The following is an 18352-nucleotide window of genomic DNA, read 5'->3' as shown; positions in this document are numbered from 1 at the left end:
GAAACCATATGGCGGTACTACGAAGCGAGGTCAAAGCCTTCATCGTTCAGGCTCTGGCCTGCTTTGATACGCCATCCCAGGTAGTTGCAGCGGTCAAGATCGAGTTCGGAATCGAAATCACCCGCCAGCAGTGCGAATCACATGATCCCACGAAGTTCGCGGGACAGCGTCTGGGCAAGAAGTGGGCCGAACTGTTCCATACCGCCCGCAAGCGATTCCGCGAAGAGACAACTGAAATACCGATCGCTAACCGCGCCTACCGACTGCGAGCTATGAACCGATTCGTTGAGCGGGCCGAGGGCATGAAGAACATAAGCCTGGCCATGCAGATTCTTGAACAGGCAGCGAAAGAGGTCGGAGACGCTTACGTCAATCGCCGGGTAGAGCCAGACAAATCGTTAGACGATGAAATCAAGCGCCTGAACATTCAAAAGCTTCAGCGAGAACTGGAAGACCCTGACCAGGGTCTGCCCGAGCCAAAGAAAGTAATCATCGGGGTGGAAGATGCAACCGATCCTGATGCTGAATAAGCCTCAATTCGAGTTCATCAAAAGCCACAACAAGTTCATGGCCTTCGTCGGAGGCTACCGCAGCGGCAAGACTTTCGTGGGCTGCGTGCGGATGTGCATCAACGCGCTGGAGTTCCCTGGCATACCGCAGGGCTACTTTGCTCCTACCTATCCGCAGATCACTGACATCTTCTACGACACCCTGCCGGGGGTTGCCGAGGCGTTCGGCCTGTTCGCTGACATCGTGGCAAGCAACAAACGCGTCTATTTGAGGGACAAGAAGGGCAGATGCCTCTCGACGATCATCTGCAAAAGCATGGAGCACCCGCACCGTATCGTTGGCTTCAACATCGCGCACGCGCTGGTCGACGAGATCGACTGTATGCCGATCAAGAAGGCCGATAGCGCCTGGAAGAAGATCATTGCGCGGATGTCCACGGTTTGGCCTGGCCGCGACATGAACACCATCGACGTGACCACGACGCCCGAGGGCTTCAACTGGGTATACCGCAAGTTCGTCAAGGAGCTGGCAGCAGATCCTACGCAACGCCAGTTCTACGGCATCGTGCACGCGTCCACGCGGCAGAACGCCAAGAATCTGCCGAAGGATTACATCCCGTCGCTGCGCAAGTCCTACCCGGCCAATTTGGTAGACGCCTACATCGACGGCCTATTCGTCAACCTGACGTCCGGCAGCGTGTACCCGAACTTCGACAGGCGCCTTTGCCACACGGATGAAAGGATTCGCCCAGGCGAGCAGTTGCACGTTGGCATGGACTTCAACATCAACCGGATGGCGGCAACGATCCACGTCATCCGTGACGGCCTGCCTCGTCTGCTTGAGGAGGCGACATCGATATTCGATACGCCGGCCATGATCAAGGAACTTAAACGCCGCTTCCCGGGGCACAGCATCACGGTCTATCCGGACGCCAGCGGCAAGAACCGGAAGTCCGTCAACGGCAGCGAGTCAGATCACAGCTTGCTCCGCGCTGCGGGCTTCATGGTGATGGTCAACCCATCCAATCCTGAGGTGCGCGACCGGGTGCTGGCTGTGAACGCCGTGCTCCTGAATGGCGAGGGCCAGCGCCGCTACCGGATCAACACCGACAACTGCCCGGTCACCACTCAGGTGCTTGAGCAGCAGGCCTATGACGACAAAGGTCAACCCAACAAAGACGGCGCTGAAGACCCTATCGACGCACTGGGTTACTTCATTGTTCAGCGCTTCCCGATTGCGGGCGGCTACACACTCGCAAACGTGAGCAACTCATGAGCGCAATAAGCTACCTAAAGGACAGCCTGCAGAACCTCGTCGCTGGACTGGGTACCGCGCGCGACAAAGCTTCCCACTCGCAATATGTCACCAATGAACTGGACGACCAGCAACTGCTGAATGCCTTCCGCAGTTCGTGGACCGCCCAGAAGGGCGTCACGATCCCCGCTGTTGATGCCTGTCGCAACTGGCGCAACTGGCAGGCATCCAAGGACCAGATCGAGATGATAGAGGCCGAAGAGGCCCGGCTGAACGTACAGGGCAAGATTCTTGAGGCTCTATTGAAGGCTCGTCTGTTCGGTGGTGCTGCTGTGTTCATCGGCACCGGTGAGCGTGATACGTCGTCCGCGCTGAGCCCCGATCGCCTGGGCAAGGGTGGAATCAAGTACCTGACTGTGATGACTCGACGCCAGCTGGCTGCCACTGAGATCGAGCAGGACCCGCAAAGCGACCGATTCGGCTGGCCCAAGGCTTACCGGCTTCCCGGCTCTAACGTCGAGATTCACCCGTCGCGATTGGTGATCTTTATCGGCGTGCGTCATCCCGATCCGGAACTGGCTATGGGCACGGCCTTCGGCTGGGGCGACTCGGTGCTGCTGTCTGCCATGCCAGCTGTCAAGCACTACGACGAGACGGTGGCCAACGTTGTGAGCCTGGTCTACGAGGCGAAGATCGACGTCATCAACATTCCCAATCTGATGAGCAGCCTGCAAGACAAGAATTACGAGAGGAACCTGCTGGAGCGTTTGAGGCTGGCAGCGACCGCCAAGGGCATCAACGGCACGCTGATCCTCGACGGCACAGAAACTCACTCGTCCAAGTCGGCCAGTTTCGGCACGTTGCCCGATGTGATCGCCAAAACCGAGCAGGGCGTCTGCGGTGCCTTCGATATCCCCGGCACGCGCATGTTCGGGCAGTCCTCCGGCGGTCTGAACTCTAACGGCGAAGAGAACACCCGCAACTACTACGACAACGTCGCGTCACGCCAGAAGCTGGAGATCAAGCCAGCAATGAGCGTGCTGGACGAGTGCCTGATTCTTTCCGCGCTGGGCAGCAGGCCAAAGGAAGTTCATTACGGCTGGTCGCCGCTTTGGCAGGCCACGGCCAAGGACAAAGCCGACATTGGCAAGACCACGGCAGACACCATCAAGTCGCTGAAGGATTCCGGCCTGTTCCCGCCTGATGCCCTTTCCAAGGCCTCAGTGAACCTGCTGGTCGAGCTGAGCATCATGCCCGGCCTCGAAGCAGCCATTGAGCAGTTCGGCGATGAGCTGGACGAAGAGGCCGAAGGCGATCCCGGCGTTGACGATCTTGGCGCTGCTGACCAGCTACCGGATCGCAAGGCGCTTGCTGATGCAGCGCCTCGCACGTTGTATGTCTCGCGAAAGGTCACCAACGCAGGCGAGATTATCGCCTGGGCCAAGTCGCAGGGGTTTGAAACCACGCTGCCCGGGGCAGACCTGCACGTCACCATCGCCTACAGCCGCAACCCGGTTGACTGGATGAAGGTCGGCGAATCGTGGTCGGGCGACGGCAAGGGCCAGCTCAAGATTGCACCAGGTGGCGCAAGGCTGATCGACAAGTTTGGCGAAGACGCCGTGGTGTTGCTGTTCAACAGTTCCGAGCTGGCTTGGCGACACGTCTCCATCGTTGAGGCTGGCGCCTCTTGGGACTGGCCGGAGTATCAGCCGCACATCACCTTAACCTACGAACCCGGCAGCGTTGACCTGAGCATGGTCGAGCCGTACCGGGGCGCCATCGAGTTTGGCCCGGAGATATTCGAAGAGGTCAACACCGACTGGAAATCCACTATTCAGGAGGCATGACATGGAAACCTTTACCCAACCAAAAATCACGGGATACCGCCAGCTCAGCGAAGAAGATGCTGCGCTCATGAATGATATCAAGGCTCACGGCGTCGCTTTAGGCAGGTTGGTCGACCGGCTGAGCTCGAGATCTGACCTCAACCAGCGCTGGCTTGACATCGGCACTACTGATTTGCAAACCGGCCTTATGGCGCTTACCCGAGCAGTTGCCAAGCCGTCCACGTTCTAGCAGCCGGGCGGCACCAGCCAAGGGAAGAAAATGATTTTCACCGATTCAATACCAGTCTCTGGCGTTCGGCGCACAGCGGACGGATACCTTGTGGCCGAGGCATACGTGGCCCGCACGGGTATTCAGGACTATCTCGGGACCGAGATTGACCCCAATAACGACCACGGGCTGCGAGATGTTCCGATCGTCAAGGTGTACCGGCCAGAAAGCTCGGTGTTTCACGCAGACGCAATGAACTCCTACGCCTACCGGCCCATGACCAACGATCACCCTGGCGGCGACGGCGTCAACTCAAAGAACTGGAAGGACGTGGCTATCGGCAACACCGGCGGCGAGGTCATTCGTGACGGTCAGCGAGTGAAAGTTCCGCTGGTCCTCATGGACGCCAAGGCCATCACGGACTTTGAAGCGGGCAAGCGACAGCTCTCCATGGGTTATGGCGCTGAGATCATCTTCCAAGATGGTGTGACGCCAGAGGGTGACGCATATCACGTCAGCCTGGGCCCAATGAAAATGAATCACCTCAGCCTTGTGCACAGCGCACGGGCTGGCGAAGAGTTTCGCATAGGTGACCACAAACCAGAAAACCCAAAAGGAGGCCATGACATGGCTGATTTACTGCGAAAACTCCTTGTCGACGGCATCTCCATTGATGTCACCGAGCAAGGCGCACAGGCCATCGAGAAGCTTGCTAAGCAGCTCAACGATGCCGGCAGCAACACCAAGACCCTGACCGACGCGCACGCTACTGCGATTGCGCTGAAGGACGGCGAACTGGCCAAGAAGGATGCCGAGATTGACGATCTGAAGGCGAAGATGCTCAGCGATGCTGACATCGACAAGCGTGTCACGGCGCGTGCTGACCTGATCAGCAAGGCCAAGATCATTGCCGATGCGGACTACACCGGCAAAACCGATGCTGACATCCGCAAGGCTGTCGTTATCGCCAAGCTGGGTGACGCTGCGGTGGCTGGCAAGTCCAGCGACTATGTCGACGCGCGCTTCGAGATCCTCGTCGAGGATGCCGCCAAGCAGCCAGGCAATGACCCCTTCCGTCAGCACATGATCCAGCAGGACAGCAAGCCGAATACCAATCCTGCTGCCGCTGCCCGCGCCAAGATGCTGGAAGACCTCAACTCCACCCAGCCTGCCAAGTAAGGAGCCATCATGGCCGCTTATCAAACGTCCTACCCGGATCGCCCAGCGAAAGGCCTGCACGGCGCGTCGGCGAACGAAGAAATCAAGAACGACATCAGTCGTACCATCGAAAACGCTGCCGGCGTCCGCTTCGGCGAGCCAGTGCAGCGCGGCGCGGGTGATCACGGAGTGGTTCCGTTCGCTACTGGTGGCAAGTTCCTCGGCATCGCGAAGCTGAACCCTGCCGTACCGGCTGTGGCAAAAGGCTCGACGCTGGTCGATGGCTACCCGCAGTACTGCACCGCCGCTATCCGTCAGCGCGGTCAGATGTACGTCGCAGTAAGCGCTCCTGTGGTTGATGGTGATCCCGTCTACTTCGTGACCGCCTCCAACACCTACACCAACGCGGCCGGCACCGGCATTGTTGGCCCGATCCCGAATGCCTTCTTCGACACCTCCGGTGCTGCGGGCGACATCGTGGAAATCTCCCTCAAGAACCGGAGCGCGTAACATGTCTCAAGCTTTTCAAGACGCTCAAGCAGCGTTGCCATTCGTTGTGGCCCAAGGCCGCAACATCGAAGCGGCCATCTACGAGGCGCGCTACCCGGAGTACAGCTACCGCGATCTGATGCCGGTGGTCACCGAGGGCAACCAGTGGGCCGTGGGTACTCAGTTCTACAGCCAGCAGTTGGCTGGTGAGGCCAAGTTCCTCTCCGGGGCTGGCAACGACATGCCTTTCAACCAGGTTTCGTTTGGTGAAGGCTCCCATGATTTCGCGATGATCGGCTCCGGCTGGGAGTGGAACCTGGAAGAGGTCAACACCGCCGCGCTTTACGGCCGCAACCTCAACGACCTGAAGGCCATGTCTGCCAGTCGCTCCACCGAGCGCCTGCTGTACGACATCGCCGTGACCGGCAGCACCGAAAAGAACTGGCGCGGGTTCACCAACCAGAGCAACGTCCAGACCATCAACGCAGCTGCAACTGGCCTGAACGGCTCCACTTTGTTCGTGGACAAGACGCCTCTTCAGGTGCTGGCCGATCTGAACAACCTGCTGAAGTTGGTTCCTCAAGCTTCGAACAACGTTGAGCTGGCTGACACCATTTCGTTGCCGTTGGAAGTGATGGACTACATCTCCACCACGTTCGTGGGCACCGAAGCGAACAGTCCGACCATTCTGGAGCGCTTCATCACCTCCAACGTGTACACGGCCCGCACCAAGCGCCCGCTGACCATTCTCACCGCTGACGCTCAGTCTACGGCTGGTGGCGATGGTGGCGGCCGTATCGTGGCGTACCGCAAGGCGCTGGACGTGATTCGCTTCCACCTGCCGATGCCTCGCATGGTTCTGCCGGTTCACCAGAAGTCGATCATGGGCTTCGAGACCGGCATCATCGCGCGCACCGGTGGCGTTGAGGTCCGCTTGCCGGGCGCAATGGCCTACATGGATCGTGTTTCCGCACCTGCATAAGGGGATCATTATGAAAGTCACGAACAGCGGCACCGCCCCTTGGGGGGTTTACCTGGGCGGCACTATCAAGATGATTCGGCCCGGCGAAAGTCGGGACCTGGCGCTTGAAGGCGATGATCTGGTTCAGGCTCGCAAAATCGACGTTCTCAGCTTCGAGGAGGTTGTGAAGCCTGAGTCCGACGAGAAGGCCGAACTGCTGGCCAAGTTGAAAGCACTGGGTATCGAAGCTGGAAAGAATTCTGGTGTCGAGACCCTGCAGAAGCGTCTGGCAGAAGCCGAGGCCGCTGCTGAAAAGCAGAAGGTCATCGACGAGCTGACTGCGTTGAACGTCGAGTTCGACAAGGAAGCGAACCTGGAAGCCCTGCAGGCCGCACTGGCTGCAGCCAAGCCGTAAACCCCGCAAAACCCGGAGCGCACACGTCGCTCCACCTATTCGAGACATCCCGATGCCAGACTTTTACGGAACCGTCGCAGATGCCGACGCCTATCACGCTGCCCGTGCGAACACCGCCTGGAATGGCGATGACAAGCCGAAGCAGGCCGCACTGATCCGGGCATCGGCTTACATTGATGGCAAGTTTCAGGCGCAAAACAGCTGCGGGCGCTGGGAGTCCCTGTTCTCCGGCGCAAAGACTGGCGGCCGCGCGCAAGCGCTGCAATGGCCTCGCACTGGAGCTACCGACACCGAGGGATACGAAATCCCTACGGAAGAGATACCTGTTGAGGTCGTACAGGCTACCTACGAGGCTGCGCTGAGAGAGATCGCAGTGCCGGGTAGCCTGAGCCCCGACTACGTCGCATCTGCCGCAATAAAGCGGCAGAAGGTCGATGTATTGGAGATTGAGTATCAGGCGGCAAGCACCGACGTTGGTGTGCCTACCCGGCCGGTCATCACCGTCGTTGATGAGCTGATTGCTCCGTTGCTTGGGTGCAAGGTTGCCAGCGGTATCGCGGTGTTTGTTGTATGAAGGCCGCTGAGGTACTGCAGGCCCTTGAAGGCCTTGAGCCTGCCGCCCAGCGTGCGTACCTGGCGCAGGTAGCGCAGTCGCTTGATTCGGTCAGCCTGGCCGAGGTCGAGCGCGCCATTGACTCGGGCGACGAAAGTGCGGTGGTGGCTGCCGTGCAGATCGGCATCTTCGCCGCACTGATCGAGCATCTGCGCACTGCCTACGTCAAAGGCGCGCAGACCGAAGCGGCGGGCATCAAGGTCAAAGGCATCAGCAAGGACCTGGACTTTCACGCTGCCGAACCTGCCGGATTCATGGCGGGGCAGGCCAACAGGCTTGTCAGCCAGGCAGCAGCTGATCAGGTCGTAGCTGTAAGAGCTGTGATGGCCAACGGATCGGCCAGCGGGCATTCAGCCAGAAAGATGGCGCTCGACCTGATTGGGAGAATCAGTAAGCAGACCGGGCAGCGCACTGGCGGTGTCATCGGCCTGAGCGGTGGCTACGCCGAAAGTGTGACCCTCGCAAAAACCCAGCTGCTGAGTGGCGAGAAAGCCATGCTGCGGCAGTACCTTCTGCGCGTCCGGCGTGATCGTCGCTTCGACCCGACTGTCAGGGCGGCGATCAAAAGCGGCAAGCCATTGGATGAAGAAGCGGTCAACAAGATCACTGGGCGGTACGCCGATAGGCTTCTGGCCACCCAGGCAGAAATGGTCGCCCAGACATTTGTCGCCGAGTCCTTCAACGAGGGCCGTGACCAAGCGTGGCGTCAGGTTGTTGCCCGTAGCAAGGGTCGACTGAGCTTCATCAAGACGTGGAAGTCTCGCGGCGACAACAAGGTCAGGTTCAGTCACTCGGCCATGAATGGTCAGCAAGTCGACAAAGATCAGCCGTTCATGTCGCCGCGCGGCGCCCTGCTGATGTTCCCATGCGACTCATCGTTGGGTGCACCCCTTAGCGAGCGGGCCAGGTGCCGATGCACGGCAGAGTACTCAATCGTTCAACTCAGAATTTAGGCGGCCATTATGGGCATCAGAGACACGATGCAGCCGTCATTCGGCAATCTCTTCGATACGGCATTCGCCGAGCTGATGACACCGTTCACCGGCTCCTATTTGGGGCCAGGTGTTTATGACCCTGTAAGCGAAGTGGCCACGGGACAAACCGTTACGTACACCGGGCGCGGAGTTTCGACCAAGTTCAAGCGGGACCAGATCGACAATGATCGAATCCTTGCCACCGACACTCTGCTGATCGTGCTAACGAACGAGCTCACGGATATACCGCAGGCAGGTCACGACGTTGTGGCTCGCGACCTTGGGACAGGCTTGAGCACAAAGTATCGCGTCGAGGGCGTTGTCACTGATCCAGCGCGCGTGCATTTCCAAATTCAGCTGAGGGCTACGTGATGGCAGGCTGGAGCATTCCACCGACCCGCTTTGTGCAAGTCATCGAGCAGGATCTGGTCAAGCACATGCAGAACATCGTCAAGGCGATGCATGGCGAGGTCATCAGCAGGGCTCCGGTGGACACCGGCCTGTTCCGAGCCAACAACATCGTCAGCGTTGGGGCTCCGGTATTCAGCACCACGACATCGCTGGACCGTGATGGTGGTCCGACAAGGGCGGCGGGGATATCGGCGCTGTCAACGCTCAAGCCGTACACAGTTGTTTACATCCAGAACAACCTGCCATACGCCGAGCGACTGGAGAACGGGCACTCCGCACAAGCACCCGCAGGCGTCTACGGCATCACCTTTGTCGGCGTATCGGATCAATACACATGACCTATGAGCAGATCCGCCAGCTGATCACCGCGCGAATGGTGACGTTTACCGGTATCGCGCAGGAAAGGATTCAGTATCCGAACCAGCCCGATGCATTCGACACGCCAGCCGACGGCCTCTGGTGCCGCCTACACATCCAGCACGCCACGGCCTTCATGGCTGGCATGGCCGACCAGCCCTACACCCGCAAGCCCGGCATCATCGTCGTGCAGTGCTTTGCTCGGTTGCGCACTGGCATGCGCGGTCTGAATGAACTGGCCGACGCTCTGGAAGCGCACTTTGCCTACTGGACCGAAGGCGACCTTGAGTGCATCGAGGCCAGCCAGGTCGACGCAGGCGAGTACGAAGGCTTCTATCAGATCAATGTGAATACCCGGTTCAGGGCTGGTTAAGGACGGTTGCAGAAGATGCGAAGGTGGAACCATTTCATATGGATTCCAAGCTTATCGTACGTATCATCTGAGGACTGGTACTTCGAGAGGGGATCGATTCTTCCCTCCGGCCATGTGGCGAAATGGTGAATTATGATCGCTGACGTTTTTTGAATTTCCGACCCTTGAGGTCTTGGTGTGAAGTAACTCGCAGGTCCAGCCTGTAGGGCCTCAAGCCTCATGTAAAACTGGTGACGCCAATGTTCTTCATGACTCTCGCACTCCTGTAATGTGAGCTTGTCACTGATACGTTCTTTGGTTGCTTTATATTCCTCTATCAATCGTGCGGAAGTAAGCCATGCCAATCTATCGTGAGGAGGTGCGCCAGCTTGAGTCGTACCACACAAAGCCTCAAACGCACGTTGCAGGCTTGTCTTTGCGTGACTGAGCAGATGGGCGTTCGCCCGGTCCTTTAGGTAGTTCTTGACTGTCAATCCAGCGAACACTGCAGATGCAGCTGCTGCCACTGCTGCGAATGTTTGAGCGATATTAACTACGATAGTCCACGTGTCCATTGCTATTACCTATGCCTTCCTGGGGTTTTGAAGCCCAGATCTTATTCCGATCAACCGCGTCTATCCACATCCAGCCCGCCTTGCGCGGGTTTTTTTACGCCCGCAAATAGGAGACACCAAATGTCTAGCGGAGCCAAAGTTGTCAGCCATATCATCAAGGAGGTGACGCCCGGCGTTACCCCCAACGGCACCTGGGACACGCTGCGCCTGACTGGTAACGCGCTGACCCCAACACCCAACACCGAAGTCAGTGATGAGATCACCGACACCAGGCTGAGCCAAGGCTCGGTGCTGACCAGCATCGATATCGGCGGCGACCTGTCGGCAGAGTTCTCGTTCGGCTCGTTTGATCAGCTTCTGGAAGCCGCTTTTTACGGCGTCTGGACGAACGACGTGCTGCGTGTGGGCGATACGCGCAACACATTCAGCATCGCCAAGGGCTTCACCGATATCGGCGTCTACGGCGTGTTCAAGGGCGCTCACGTGTCCACCTTCGCGCTGGAGATTCCTTCCGAAGGCAAGGTGACGGCCACATTCAACATGGCGTGCCTGGATTACGTCGACTCCGAGGTATCGATTGTCGTCACGCCGAAGGCACCGACCACCACGCCGTTCCTGTCGAACAACAACGTCGGCACGATTCTGGTAAATGGCGAGTCGCTGGAAGGCGTGGCCTGCGTCTCGGCCATGACCATCAACCTGGACAACAGCCTGCAGACTCAGCGCTGCCTGGGTTCGGATCGACTCGGCCCGGGTGCCCACATCGCCACCGAAGCGGCAATCACCGGCAGCATTACCCTGGCATGGTCCAAGCGCGCCTGGCAGATCTGGAAGAACTCCTTTACCCGCTTGCCGATTGCCGTTGAGTTCCCCATCACCGACTCACTGGGCAACAAGTACACGTTCAACTTCCCTGCCGTGGAAGTGGACGGCGAACTGCCCAACGGCGGTAAGCGTGACCTGATCGAGGTCGAGCTGAACTACACCGTGGCCAAGCAGAGCCCGACCATCACTCGTGACGCTGCTGACCCAGCACCGTAAACCCTTTTGACCGCTCCGGTGATAACGCCTGCCGGGGCGGTCCTTTTATGGCGTGGCGTTGAGGTTGCATCATGGCTCTCAAGCTGAAGAACAAAGAAGTGGTCGATACCGCTGCGAAGTGGTTCGATTTCGACAAAGACACCAAAGTCCAGTTGGTTTCTCTGGACAGCACTGAATACCAGATCGCCATGGAGCGCATGCGCAGGCGCGTGCAGCGCAACGATGCTCAGTTCCAAGAGGGCGACATCGGCGTGATCCAAGGCGAGAAGTCCGAGTACGTCAATCATTGCCTGGCTATCTCATTTTTCTTGCTGAAAGACTGGCAGGGCGCGCTGGACGAAGAGGGCAACGAGTTGGTCTACAAGCCAGCCATCGGCGCGCAGATGCTCGAGAACGACATCGATTTCTTTCTGTTCGTGCTCGGCAAGGCCGGTGAGCTGGCCGTCGAGTTGAAGGCCGAGAAGGTTGAAACGCTGGAAAAGCCGTCGCCCGCTTCCATTGGGAAAGCGAGTGGGCAGGTCCGGAAGCCGAGAAGCGCAAGCTGATATTCGACAGGTTCGGCATGACCGTGCCGGATGAGCCGCCCCAAGACCCGATAACTGCATACCTGCTGAACACGTTCAGAGGTGTGTGCCGGGGGCGGCGTTACATCTCAGGCATGGGCGGCGTATTCCCAATGCCGCTTTCTGCCCGCGAGATATCTGACTGGCTGGATGCTCGACCGTCGCCGATAGCCAGGGAAGAAGTGGACGACGTGATATTCGAGCTGGATCGTCTGTTCATGGATCAGGACGACGAAGAGGAAGAGGATTAACGGTTGTTCGTTGGTACGCCCGATGATGGTAGATTGCCGTCATCAATAAGCGTTGGAATTTGGCAATGGAAGCAAATAGGGAAAACCTCAGAGCTCTCGCCGTCTCAATTGAAGATCGGAATGATGCTGTGCGCAATCAGATCATACAGCAGGGCGGCGATATTCACGCAGCCTTGGCAAAGGAGCGCGATTACGTATTTGAGGTGATGGCGGACCTGGACGAAAAGGACGTTATCCTTTTTCAGCAACTCCACACTGAAGAGCTTGAGCGAAGGGTTAGGGCGATGGAGGAAAGCGCGAAAGCATCAGAGCGCCACCTGGCTGAGCTTGCGATGAGGCGAGCTGCTGCACTAGAAAGATGGATGCCTGACGGAAAGGTCTGTAGAGAGAAGGTTCGAGCGTATGTCAAGATCGAGCTTGAGGCCCTTGAAACCTTTCAAAAGAATGGCGGAAATAGGCATCAGAAGGCTCTTGACCAGCAAGACGCTTTGGAAGTGCTGTTGGAGGGGCTCAATAACGACGAAAAGCTGAAGATTATCAATATGCAGACCGAGGAGATATTGGCCTCGGAAGCAAAATTGAAAGATGATCTTCATATGATTCTTAATCCCCCGCTTGAGACAATCGATCGTGACCCTCAGCCATCTTCAGTTGAAATATCCCCGAGCTCAGGGAAAGGCATTGTGGTAATGCTCTTGTTTGTAGTGGTTGTAATGCTGGTTCTTTTCAAAATTGCTTCATAGCTAAACTGAAAAATAAATCCCGCTTCGGCGGGTTTTTTTATGCCCGGAGAAAAGTATGGCCCTCACCTCACGCCTCTCCATTGAGGTCGATAGTCGTAGTGCTGAGCAGAAGGTTGACGATCTTCGCCGAGGTCTACAAGCGCTTAACGATGCGGGCTTGAGAACTGGGCCGATTGTTTCCGGTGCTGGCAACGCAATTAACGGCGCAGGCCAAAATGCCAGATCAGCGACCGCGCAGGTTCAAAGCCTCGAGCGCCAGGTAAAGTCGCTTGGCAGTGTAGCCGCAGGAATCGCGGGGCCACTCGCTGCGGCGTTCAGCGCCAAGGCGTTTTACGATGCGGCTGAGGCTTACAGCACTCTCACGAACCGCATGAAACTTGTAACTGACGGTGCTGGAGAGCTTGCCGCCGCTCAAAAAGCAGTTTTTGCCATCTCTCAAAGCTCCTACCAGCCGCTGACGGCGACAGCAGAGCTTTATCAGCGTATCGCGACCAATCAGAAAGAGCTGAAACTGACCGGCGAGGGCGTTGCTGGCGTCGTCGGCACTATCAGCAAGACCCTGGCAATTTCTGGAGCTTCTGCGGCATCTGCCAATTCAGCTCTGATCCAGCTTGGCCAGGCATTCGCGTCTGGCGTCCTGCGCGGCGAAGAGCTGAACAGCGTCATGGAGCAAGCTCCAGCGTTATCACAGGCTATTGCGGCAGGTATGGGCAAGACGGTGGGCGAACTACGCTCGCTTGGTGCTGCCGGCCTGCTGACCGCAGATGCTGTGGTCAAGGCTCTCCAGGCTCAGCGCGTAGCTGTCGATCAGTTGTTCGACAAGACAGCGGTAACGATCGGTAACAGCATCACAGCCCTTGATAACTCGTTCACACAGCTTATCGGGAAAATGGATCAGGCAAGCGGCGCGAGCGCTTCGATTTCATCCGCGCTCGTTGCTGCGTCGAAGTCTATGGATGCGCTGACCAGTGACTCGTCAGCCACCTACCTCATGCTTTCCCGTGTGTCGAACGCAGCGGAAACGCTCGCCTATATCGTCGGTGGTCGACTGGTTCTGTCTGTGGGCCAGGCCATCGCCAATTTAGCACTGTCGACCAAGGCGTCTATCCAGCAGGCCGCCGCGCTGTACAGCGCTACCGCTGCAACGCTGACAGCAAACAAGGCCGAGGCGGAGTCAGCGAGACAGGCGGTGCTGAGCGCGCAGTCAAAGCAGGCCGATGCAAATGCGACGCTCGCACGGGCAAATGCCGAGCTGGTAGCAGCAGAACAAAAACTAGCTGCCGACCGGATGCGCCAGGAGTCTGAGCTCAACAATATGAGGTCTGTGCAGGCGGCTCTGGTTGCCGAGCGCGAGCTGGAAGTTACACGATTGTCCAATCAGATATCTGAGCAGGGCCGAGCTGCAGCGCGAAACAGAATGGCGATAGCCCGGCAGGACGAAATAAAAATCATCAAGCAGATCCAGGCCGCCGAGACCCAGTTGGCAGCCACAACTTCTGCAACGTCTGTCGAGATCCAGCAGGCCTACGCTGTGAGGTCTGCTGCGATAGCAGGTGTCGCTGAGACTACATTAGTCGCCAATCAAGCCATACGAGCCTCAGAGACAGCTACGGCGGCAGTGACGACGGCCAGCAAGGCAATGCTGCTGGCTGGTGCGGCCGGTCGCGGGTTGCTGGGGCTCCTTACCGGACCTGTGGGCTTGATTGCCATGACCGGCGCAGTCGCATACTCATTTCTGAGCGTGGGCGACAGCGCCAAGGACGCGTCGGCATCGCTTGTCAGTCATAACGCAACCGTTGCTGAGTCGATAGAGAAGTACAAGGCTCTTTCGGCAGAGCAGCAGCGCCTGCAAAAAATCACTTGGGCAGAGCAGCAGGCCAAGGAGCTGAAAACCGCTGAATCAGCACTTGATGATTTCACCTACAAAATTCAGACGGGCATCGTGCTCGGGCCTTTCGCCGCACAATTCCGAACCATGGTTGATGAGGTTAAGGCAGGCAAGCGCCCGTTGGACGATGTAACAAAATGGATTCAGGAGAACAGCAACGCTACTCCCGCGTTCATCAAATCGCTTTCTGAGCTGGCCGTAACGCAGCAGACCAGCAGCAGAAACTCGGCAGATTTCGCGGCAAAGCTCGCTGGTGTTGACGCAGCAAACAAAGCAGTTACCAGCAGCACATCCAGCCTAAGCGCTGCTCAGGCTGGCTCAAGCACTCAAACAAAGGCCCAGCTCGGCGAGTGGCAGAAGTACATCGCCAAGCTGACCGAGGCCCGCGACTTGGTCGGAGCAAACGAAAAGGCCGAGGCTGCTTACCGGGCCGGTAAAATGGGTCTGACCAAGGAGCAGGCCGCCCAAGCCAGCATCGTTGCCGAGCAGACCGACCTGCTGAAGAAGTACGAGGACGCAGTGAAAACTGCGGACAAGGCTCAGCAGTCCGCACTGCGAAGCCAATTGATCGCCCTGTACACCCAGCAGCAGGCAGCAGAGGACGCGACCGCAGCGGTGAAGAAGAGTCACGAAGAGGCAGCCAAGGCCGCCGAGACCAGCGCCAACAAGCAGATCGAGCAGATGCAGCGCGTCATCAACGCTGCTTTGAAGTTGCAGGGCGGCCCGCAGATTGACCTTGGCATGCAGAAGAAACGCACCGGTTACGACTTGCTGACCAATGGCGCGTCACCCCTAGCTCCTATCCGCCTGACGCCCGCGCAGCTCGCTGACAGGCAGTTGCAACAGATCACAGAAGGCACCAAACCCAACAAGAACGCCGGTAAGGAAAAGCCGTATCAGGAAGACGCCGGCACCAAGATGCTCGACGACGCGCGCCAGCGTTACGCCGTGCTCCAGCAGCAAAGCAAGGAACTGATCGGCCAGGACGGAACGATCAAGTCCATTGGTGCCGAGCAAAAGAAACTGGTCGAACTGGAAGCAGAGATCGCCCAGCTCAAGGAAAAGAAAACGCTCACTACTGCGCAAAAGCAGGTTCTGGCCATGGCCGAACTGAACATTGCGCAGCAGAAGCAGAACGCCGCACTGGAAAAGGAGACTGAACTTCGCAAGACCGCTTACGAGGAAACGCAGAAGCTTGCGGCTTTCCAGGCGAATCTGAGCAGCCAGCTCGTCAAGGATCAGACCGGCCTCAGCAATAACTTGGCCGGTTTGGGTATGGGCGATCAGGCCAAAGCCCGGTTGCAGGAGCAGTTCGGTATCCAGGAGCAGTACCAGTCCCAACTGGACAACCTGTTGCAGCAGCGCAACGAAGGGAAGATCAGCCAGGACCTGTACAGCAAGGAAACCAATGCGCTAAATGCCGCACTGCAAAGCCGTCTGGCGATGCAGCAGAAGTATTACTCGGACGTCGACAAAGCCCAGTCCGATTGGACATTGGGTGCCAGTTCGGCGCTTGAGAACTACCTCGAACAGTCGCGCGACGTGGCCGCGCAGACCAAACAGCTGTTCACCAACGCTTTCAGCGGCATGGAAGACGCTGTCGTGAACTTCGTAAAAACCGGGAAGCTGTCCTTCAAGGACTTCGCCAACGGTGTGATCGAGGATCTGATCCGCATTCAGGTGCGTCAGGCGGCGGCGGGATTCCTCAGCACGGCATTCAGCGCCCTATCGGGACTCGGCGGCACAGGTGGTCTTGCTGCCGGCTCAGCTGGTGCTGCCTCTTCGAAGCTCGGCGCGTCGGCGGCCGGTTACGGCTCCAAATACGGGTTCTCCGACGGCGGCTATACCGGTGACGGCGGCAAGTTCCAGCCGAAAGGCGTTGTGCACGGCGGCGAGTTTGTCGTGAAAAAAGAAGTGGTCAGCCAGCCCGGCGCGCGTGAGTTCCTGGAACGCATGAACGCCAACACCAAGGGTTACGCCGACGGAGGTTATGTCGGCAAGGCGGCTACGACAGCAGCGTCCAGCGGCTCGCAGAATTCGCAAACCACGTCGAACTCTTCGCTGCCACCTATCATCAACCAGATCGAAGTCCACGGTAATCCGGACGCCGATCAACTGGCAAGACTGGAAGACTCTATGACTCGGGCCTCCAATCGCGCTTACCAAATGATGCTCACCGACTTTCAGAGAAATGGTCCGGGGATGCAGATGATCAGGGGAAAACGATGAAGGTTTCAGATTTGGACATTGCTGAACTGCTTGGCGTTATCAGTCCGGCAATATCAGAGGTCATGTTCAAGGGGCTCGATCAGAGCACGCCAGCACATGTGTGGCGCGAGCGCGTCAAGATAAGCGCAGAGGTGATGGGGCGCATCACGGCGGTGCTGCAGTGCGGCGATGAGGTCGGCCCAGAAATCCACGACCTTATTGCTCTCTGCACGGGCCACATGCAAACCGGGTACGAGCAATCATTCGCTTCCGTGCTCGGCCCTGGCGGCTCTCTGAGCAAAATCCACAAGACCTAAGCCCCAGGCTTTCCCCAAGGAGTAACGCATGGCTCTCACGTGGCCTGCTTCGCTGCGCCCGTCAGAAATGAGCTGGGGCATCGTCAACAACAGCCGGGCGTTCACTTCGTCGCTTTCGAACGCTCAGCAGATCGTTGGCTATCCCGGCGCGTACTGGCAGTGCACGCTGACCTTCGGCTTGCTCACGCGGGCTCAGGAGCGCGAGCTTTCATCTTTTCTCGGCAAGCTGGACGGGATGTTCGGCACTTTCAACCTTCCGGATTTCACGCGGTACCGAAAGGACAGCGTCGGCGCACTCAGCGTGGTCAGCGGTTTCGCCCAGGCGCGCAGCATGATCATTGCTGGCGCGCCAGCCAACTCCCCGGTCTTCGGCGTTGGTGACTACATCACCATCGCAGGCGAGATGTTTGAGGTGACCGATCCGGTTTCGTCGAACGCCCAGGGCCAGGTCACGGTGCCGCTCAACAAGCGAATTCGGAAAACGCTCACGGCAGGGGCGGCAGTTGAATACCTGGCCCCGTACTCGGAAATGCGTATGACCACTGACACATGGGCCATGACACGCCGCCCGGTGGTCGCCAACGGCAGTTACTCATTCAGGGAGGCATTCTGATGCCCTCAGTATTCCCTTTCAGCCAGAAGGTGGTGGATATCATCGCCACTGGCAAATTCATGCCCGTGTACGCCGTGCAGCTGGACTTCGCCGACGGCATGGTTTTCGCCCATACGGGTACCGGTGAGCTGGTCGTCGACGGAATCACCTATGAAGGCGTGGGCAATTTCGGCCAGGTCAGCCAATCGCAGGAGAGCGACAACTCAGGTTCGCCCATGTCGGTGGACCTGACGTTGAGCGGGCTGGACTCCTACATCCTGTCCGAAACGAACGTGCGTGGTTGCCGGGGCCGAATGGCCAAGGTCATCTTCGTGGTATTCGACGAGGCCGGTAACTACGCCGCCGACATTCTGTTTTCCGGGCGGATGGATGCCGCCAAGTTCTCGTTCGCGGGTAATGGCCAGGACGGCAACACCATCACCGTCCCGGTCATTGACCGCATGGCCGAGTGGAGCCGCACCGGCACCGAGCGCTGGACGGACGAAAACCACCGAGCCCGCCATCAGGGCGACCGGTTCTTCTACGCAATCGCGCAAATGTCCGAATGGCCCATCTACTGGGGCTCCAAGAAGGACGCGCCGACATTTACCTACGGAAATTAGCT

The 18352-nt window shown here is 58.2% G+C and carries 22 protein-coding genes; 21 read left to right on the top strand and 1 reads right to left on the bottom strand.

Going from position 1 to position 18352, the window contains the following annotated elements; translation table 11 throughout:
- Positions 1 to 8: 8 nt before the first annotated feature.
- The 13 genes from PCPL58_RS19275 to PCPL58_RS19215 all read left to right on the top strand — a co-directional run bounded on the left by PCPL58_RS19275 (position 9) and on the right by PCPL58_RS19215 (position 9570).
- Entirely contained in the window at positions 9 to 530 is a 522-nt protein-coding gene (locus tag PCPL58_RS19275; RefSeq protein ID WP_065350189.1) for a DUF2280 domain-containing protein, read from the top strand.
- Positions 520 to 1785, top strand: coding sequence for a terminase large subunit domain-containing protein (locus tag PCPL58_RS19270; RefSeq protein WP_083188561.1), 1266 nt, complete (start codon positions 520 to 522; stop codon positions 1783 to 1785). Before PCPL58_RS19275 ends, PCPL58_RS19270 begins: the two co-directional genes overlap by 11 nt.
- Complete coding sequence (locus PCPL58_RS19265) at positions 1782 to 3611, top strand: anti-CBASS protein Acb1 family protein (RefSeq protein ID WP_065350187.1); 1830 nt, start codon at positions 1782 to 1784, stop codon at positions 3609 to 3611. Before PCPL58_RS19270 ends, PCPL58_RS19265 begins: the two co-directional genes overlap by 4 nt.
- A 1-nt stretch (position 3612) precedes the next feature.
- A complete protein-coding gene (locus PCPL58_RS19260) occupies positions 3613 to 3840 on the top strand; it encodes an Acb2/Tad1 domain-containing protein (RefSeq protein WP_065350186.1) in 228 nt (75 codons plus the stop codon).
- A 90-nt stretch (positions 3841 to 3930) separates the two neighbouring features.
- A complete protein-coding gene (locus tag PCPL58_RS19255; protein ID WP_232002823.1) occupies positions 3931 to 4998 on the top strand; it encodes a DUF2213 domain-containing protein in 1068 nt (355 codons plus the stop codon).
- A 9-nt stretch (positions 4999 to 5007) separates the two neighbouring features.
- Complete coding sequence (locus tag PCPL58_RS19250; protein ID WP_065350184.1) at positions 5008 to 5487, top strand: structural cement protein Gp24; 480 nt, start codon at positions 5008 to 5010, stop codon at positions 5485 to 5487.
- 1 nt (position 5488) lies between these two features.
- Positions 5489 to 6448, top strand: coding sequence for a DUF2184 domain-containing protein (locus PCPL58_RS19245; RefSeq protein ID WP_065350183.1), 960 nt, complete (start codon positions 5489 to 5491; stop codon positions 6446 to 6448).
- Positions 6449 to 6458: 10 nt separating this feature from the next.
- Positions 6459 to 6842: a hypothetical protein gene (locus PCPL58_RS19240; protein ID WP_065350182.1), complete on the top strand. Its 384-nt coding sequence runs from the start codon at positions 6459 to 6461 to the stop codon at positions 6840 to 6842.
- Positions 6843 to 6894: 52 nt separating this feature from the next.
- A complete protein-coding gene (locus PCPL58_RS19235; RefSeq protein ID WP_065350181.1) occupies positions 6895 to 7416 on the top strand; it encodes a DnaT-like ssDNA-binding protein in 522 nt (173 codons plus the stop codon).
- Positions 7413 to 8408 carry a structural protein gene (locus PCPL58_RS19230; RefSeq protein WP_065350180.1) on the top strand — a complete coding sequence of 332 codons (996 nt, stop codon included), beginning with the start codon at positions 7413 to 7415 and terminating at the stop codon, positions 8406 to 8408. Before PCPL58_RS19235 ends, PCPL58_RS19230 begins: the two co-directional genes overlap by 4 nt.
- 9 nt (positions 8409 to 8417) lie before the next feature.
- Positions 8418 to 8801, top strand: a complete 384-nt coding sequence (locus PCPL58_RS19225; protein ID WP_065350179.1) for a hypothetical protein — start codon at positions 8418 to 8420, stop codon at positions 8799 to 8801.
- On the top strand, positions 8801 to 9178 hold the full coding sequence (locus PCPL58_RS19220; RefSeq protein ID WP_065350178.1) for an HK97 gp10 family phage protein: 378 nt from the start codon (positions 8801 to 8803) through the stop codon (positions 9176 to 9178). Before PCPL58_RS19225 ends, PCPL58_RS19220 begins: the two co-directional genes overlap by 1 nt.
- Positions 9175 to 9570 carry a phage tail terminator-like protein gene (locus tag PCPL58_RS19215; protein ID WP_065350177.1) on the top strand — a complete coding sequence of 132 codons (396 nt, stop codon included), beginning with the start codon at positions 9175 to 9177 and terminating at the stop codon, positions 9568 to 9570. The genes PCPL58_RS19220 and PCPL58_RS19215 overlap by 4 nt, the downstream gene beginning before the upstream one ends.
- On the opposite strand, the gene PCPL58_RS19210 is transcribed toward PCPL58_RS19215, so the two are convergent.
- Positions 9567 to 10124, bottom strand: a complete 558-nt coding sequence (locus tag PCPL58_RS19210) for a hypothetical protein (protein WP_065350176.1) — start codon at positions 10122 to 10124, stop codon at positions 9567 to 9569. The genes PCPL58_RS19215 and PCPL58_RS19210 overlap by 4 nt on opposite strands.
- A gap of 120 nt (positions 10125 to 10244) precedes the next feature.
- Here PCPL58_RS19210 and PCPL58_RS19205 point away from each other — a divergent pair, with 120 nt between their 5' ends.
- From PCPL58_RS19205 to PCPL58_RS19170, 8 genes are all read left to right on the top strand, one after another.
- Positions 10245 to 11165 carry a phage tail tube protein gene (locus tag PCPL58_RS19205; protein ID WP_065350175.1) on the top strand — a complete coding sequence of 307 codons (921 nt, stop codon included), beginning with the start codon at positions 10245 to 10247 and terminating at the stop codon, positions 11163 to 11165.
- Positions 11166 to 11236: 71 nt separating this feature from the next.
- Positions 11237 to 11710 carry a hypothetical protein gene (locus tag PCPL58_RS19200; RefSeq protein ID WP_065350174.1) on the top strand — a complete coding sequence of 158 codons (474 nt, stop codon included), beginning with the start codon at positions 11237 to 11239 and terminating at the stop codon, positions 11708 to 11710.
- A 17-nt stretch (positions 11711 to 11727) separates the two neighbouring features.
- Positions 11728 to 11979, top strand: a complete 252-nt coding sequence (locus tag PCPL58_RS19195) for a hypothetical protein (protein WP_065350173.1) — start codon at positions 11728 to 11730, stop codon at positions 11977 to 11979.
- A 65-nt stretch (positions 11980 to 12044) separates the two neighbouring features.
- Positions 12045 to 12722: a hypothetical protein gene (locus PCPL58_RS19190; protein WP_065350172.1), complete on the top strand. Its 678-nt coding sequence runs from the start codon at positions 12045 to 12047 to the stop codon at positions 12720 to 12722.
- Between the two features lie 55 nt (positions 12723 to 12777).
- The gene (locus PCPL58_RS19185) at positions 12778 to 16839 is read left to right on the top strand and encodes a phage tail tape measure protein (RefSeq protein ID WP_065350171.1); all 4062 of its coding nucleotides are present in this window, start codon (positions 12778 to 12780) and stop codon (positions 16837 to 16839) included.
- Positions 16836 to 17135, top strand: a complete 300-nt coding sequence (locus tag PCPL58_RS19180) for a hypothetical protein (protein ID WP_005740785.1) — start codon at positions 16836 to 16838, stop codon at positions 17133 to 17135. The genes PCPL58_RS19185 and PCPL58_RS19180 overlap by 4 nt, the downstream gene beginning before the upstream one ends.
- A 28-nt stretch (positions 17136 to 17163) precedes the next feature.
- The gene (locus tag PCPL58_RS19175; protein ID WP_005740784.1) at positions 17164 to 17748 is read left to right on the top strand and encodes a hypothetical protein; all 585 of its coding nucleotides are present in this window, start codon (positions 17164 to 17166) and stop codon (positions 17746 to 17748) included.
- Positions 17748 to 18350 carry a hypothetical protein gene (locus tag PCPL58_RS19170; protein ID WP_060402352.1) on the top strand — a complete coding sequence of 201 codons (603 nt, stop codon included), beginning with the start codon at positions 17748 to 17750 and terminating at the stop codon, positions 18348 to 18350. The genes PCPL58_RS19175 and PCPL58_RS19170 overlap by 1 nt, the downstream gene beginning before the upstream one ends.
- Positions 18351 to 18352: the final 2 nt, after the last annotated feature.

This window comes from Pseudomonas cerasi (genome assembly GCF_900074915.1).
GTDB lineage: Bacteria > Pseudomonadota > Gammaproteobacteria > Pseudomonadales > Pseudomonadaceae > Aquipseudomonas > Aquipseudomonas cerasi.
This window is presented reverse-complemented; position numbering and strand designations above follow the sequence as displayed.

Coding starts and splice junctions, on each gene's coding strand:
- PCPL58_RS19270 (WP_083188561.1), top strand. CDS start 520: ATGCTGAATAAGCCTCAATTCGAGTTCATCAAAAGCCACAACAAGTTC.
- PCPL58_RS19195 (WP_065350173.1), top strand. CDS start 11,728: ATGACCGTGCCGGATGAGCCGCCCCAAGACCCGATAACTGCATACCTG.
- PCPL58_RS19200 (WP_065350174.1), top strand. CDS start 11,237: ATGGCTCTCAAGCTGAAGAACAAAGAAGTGGTCGATACCGCTGCGAAG.
- PCPL58_RS19260 (WP_065350186.1), top strand. CDS start 3,613: ATGGAAACCTTTACCCAACCAAAAATCACGGGATACCGCCAGCTCAGC.
- PCPL58_RS19275 (WP_065350189.1), top strand. CDS start 9: ATGGCGGTACTACGAAGCGAGGTCAAAGCCTTCATCGTTCAGGCTCTG.
- PCPL58_RS19235 (WP_065350181.1), top strand. CDS start 6,895: ATGCCAGACTTTTACGGAACCGTCGCAGATGCCGACGCCTATCACGCT.
- PCPL58_RS19230 (WP_065350180.1), top strand. CDS start 7,413: ATGAAGGCCGCTGAGGTACTGCAGGCCCTTGAAGGCCTTGAGCCTGCC.
- PCPL58_RS19175 (WP_005740784.1), top strand. CDS start 17,164: ATGGCTCTCACGTGGCCTGCTTCGCTGCGCCCGTCAGAAATGAGCTGG.
- PCPL58_RS19205 (WP_065350175.1), top strand. CDS start 10,245: ATGTCTAGCGGAGCCAAAGTTGTCAGCCATATCATCAAGGAGGTGACG.
- PCPL58_RS19265 (WP_065350187.1), top strand. CDS start 1,782: ATGAGCGCAATAAGCTACCTAAAGGACAGCCTGCAGAACCTCGTCGCT.
- PCPL58_RS19215 (WP_065350177.1), top strand. CDS start 9,175: ATGACCTATGAGCAGATCCGCCAGCTGATCACCGCGCGAATGGTGACG.
- PCPL58_RS19250 (WP_065350184.1), top strand. CDS start 5,008: ATGGCCGCTTATCAAACGTCCTACCCGGATCGCCCAGCGAAAGGCCTG.
- PCPL58_RS19170 (WP_060402352.1), top strand. CDS start 17,748: ATGCCCTCAGTATTCCCTTTCAGCCAGAAGGTGGTGGATATCATCGCC.
- PCPL58_RS19245 (WP_065350183.1), top strand. CDS start 5,489: ATGTCTCAAGCTTTTCAAGACGCTCAAGCAGCGTTGCCATTCGTTGTG.
- PCPL58_RS19220 (WP_065350178.1), top strand. CDS start 8,801: ATGGCAGGCTGGAGCATTCCACCGACCCGCTTTGTGCAAGTCATCGAG.
- PCPL58_RS19190 (WP_065350172.1), top strand. CDS start 12,045: ATGGAAGCAAATAGGGAAAACCTCAGAGCTCTCGCCGTCTCAATTGAA.
- PCPL58_RS19180 (WP_005740785.1), top strand. CDS start 16,836: ATGAAGGTTTCAGATTTGGACATTGCTGAACTGCTTGGCGTTATCAGT.
- PCPL58_RS19185 (WP_065350171.1), top strand. CDS start 12,778: ATGGCCCTCACCTCACGCCTCTCCATTGAGGTCGATAGTCGTAGTGCT.
- PCPL58_RS19210 (WP_065350176.1), bottom strand. CDS start 10,124: ATGGACACGTGGACTATCGTAGTTAATATCGCTCAAACATTCGCAGCA.
- PCPL58_RS19240 (WP_065350182.1), top strand. CDS start 6,459: ATGAAAGTCACGAACAGCGGCACCGCCCCTTGGGGGGTTTACCTGGGC.
- PCPL58_RS19225 (WP_065350179.1), top strand. CDS start 8,418: ATGGGCATCAGAGACACGATGCAGCCGTCATTCGGCAATCTCTTCGAT.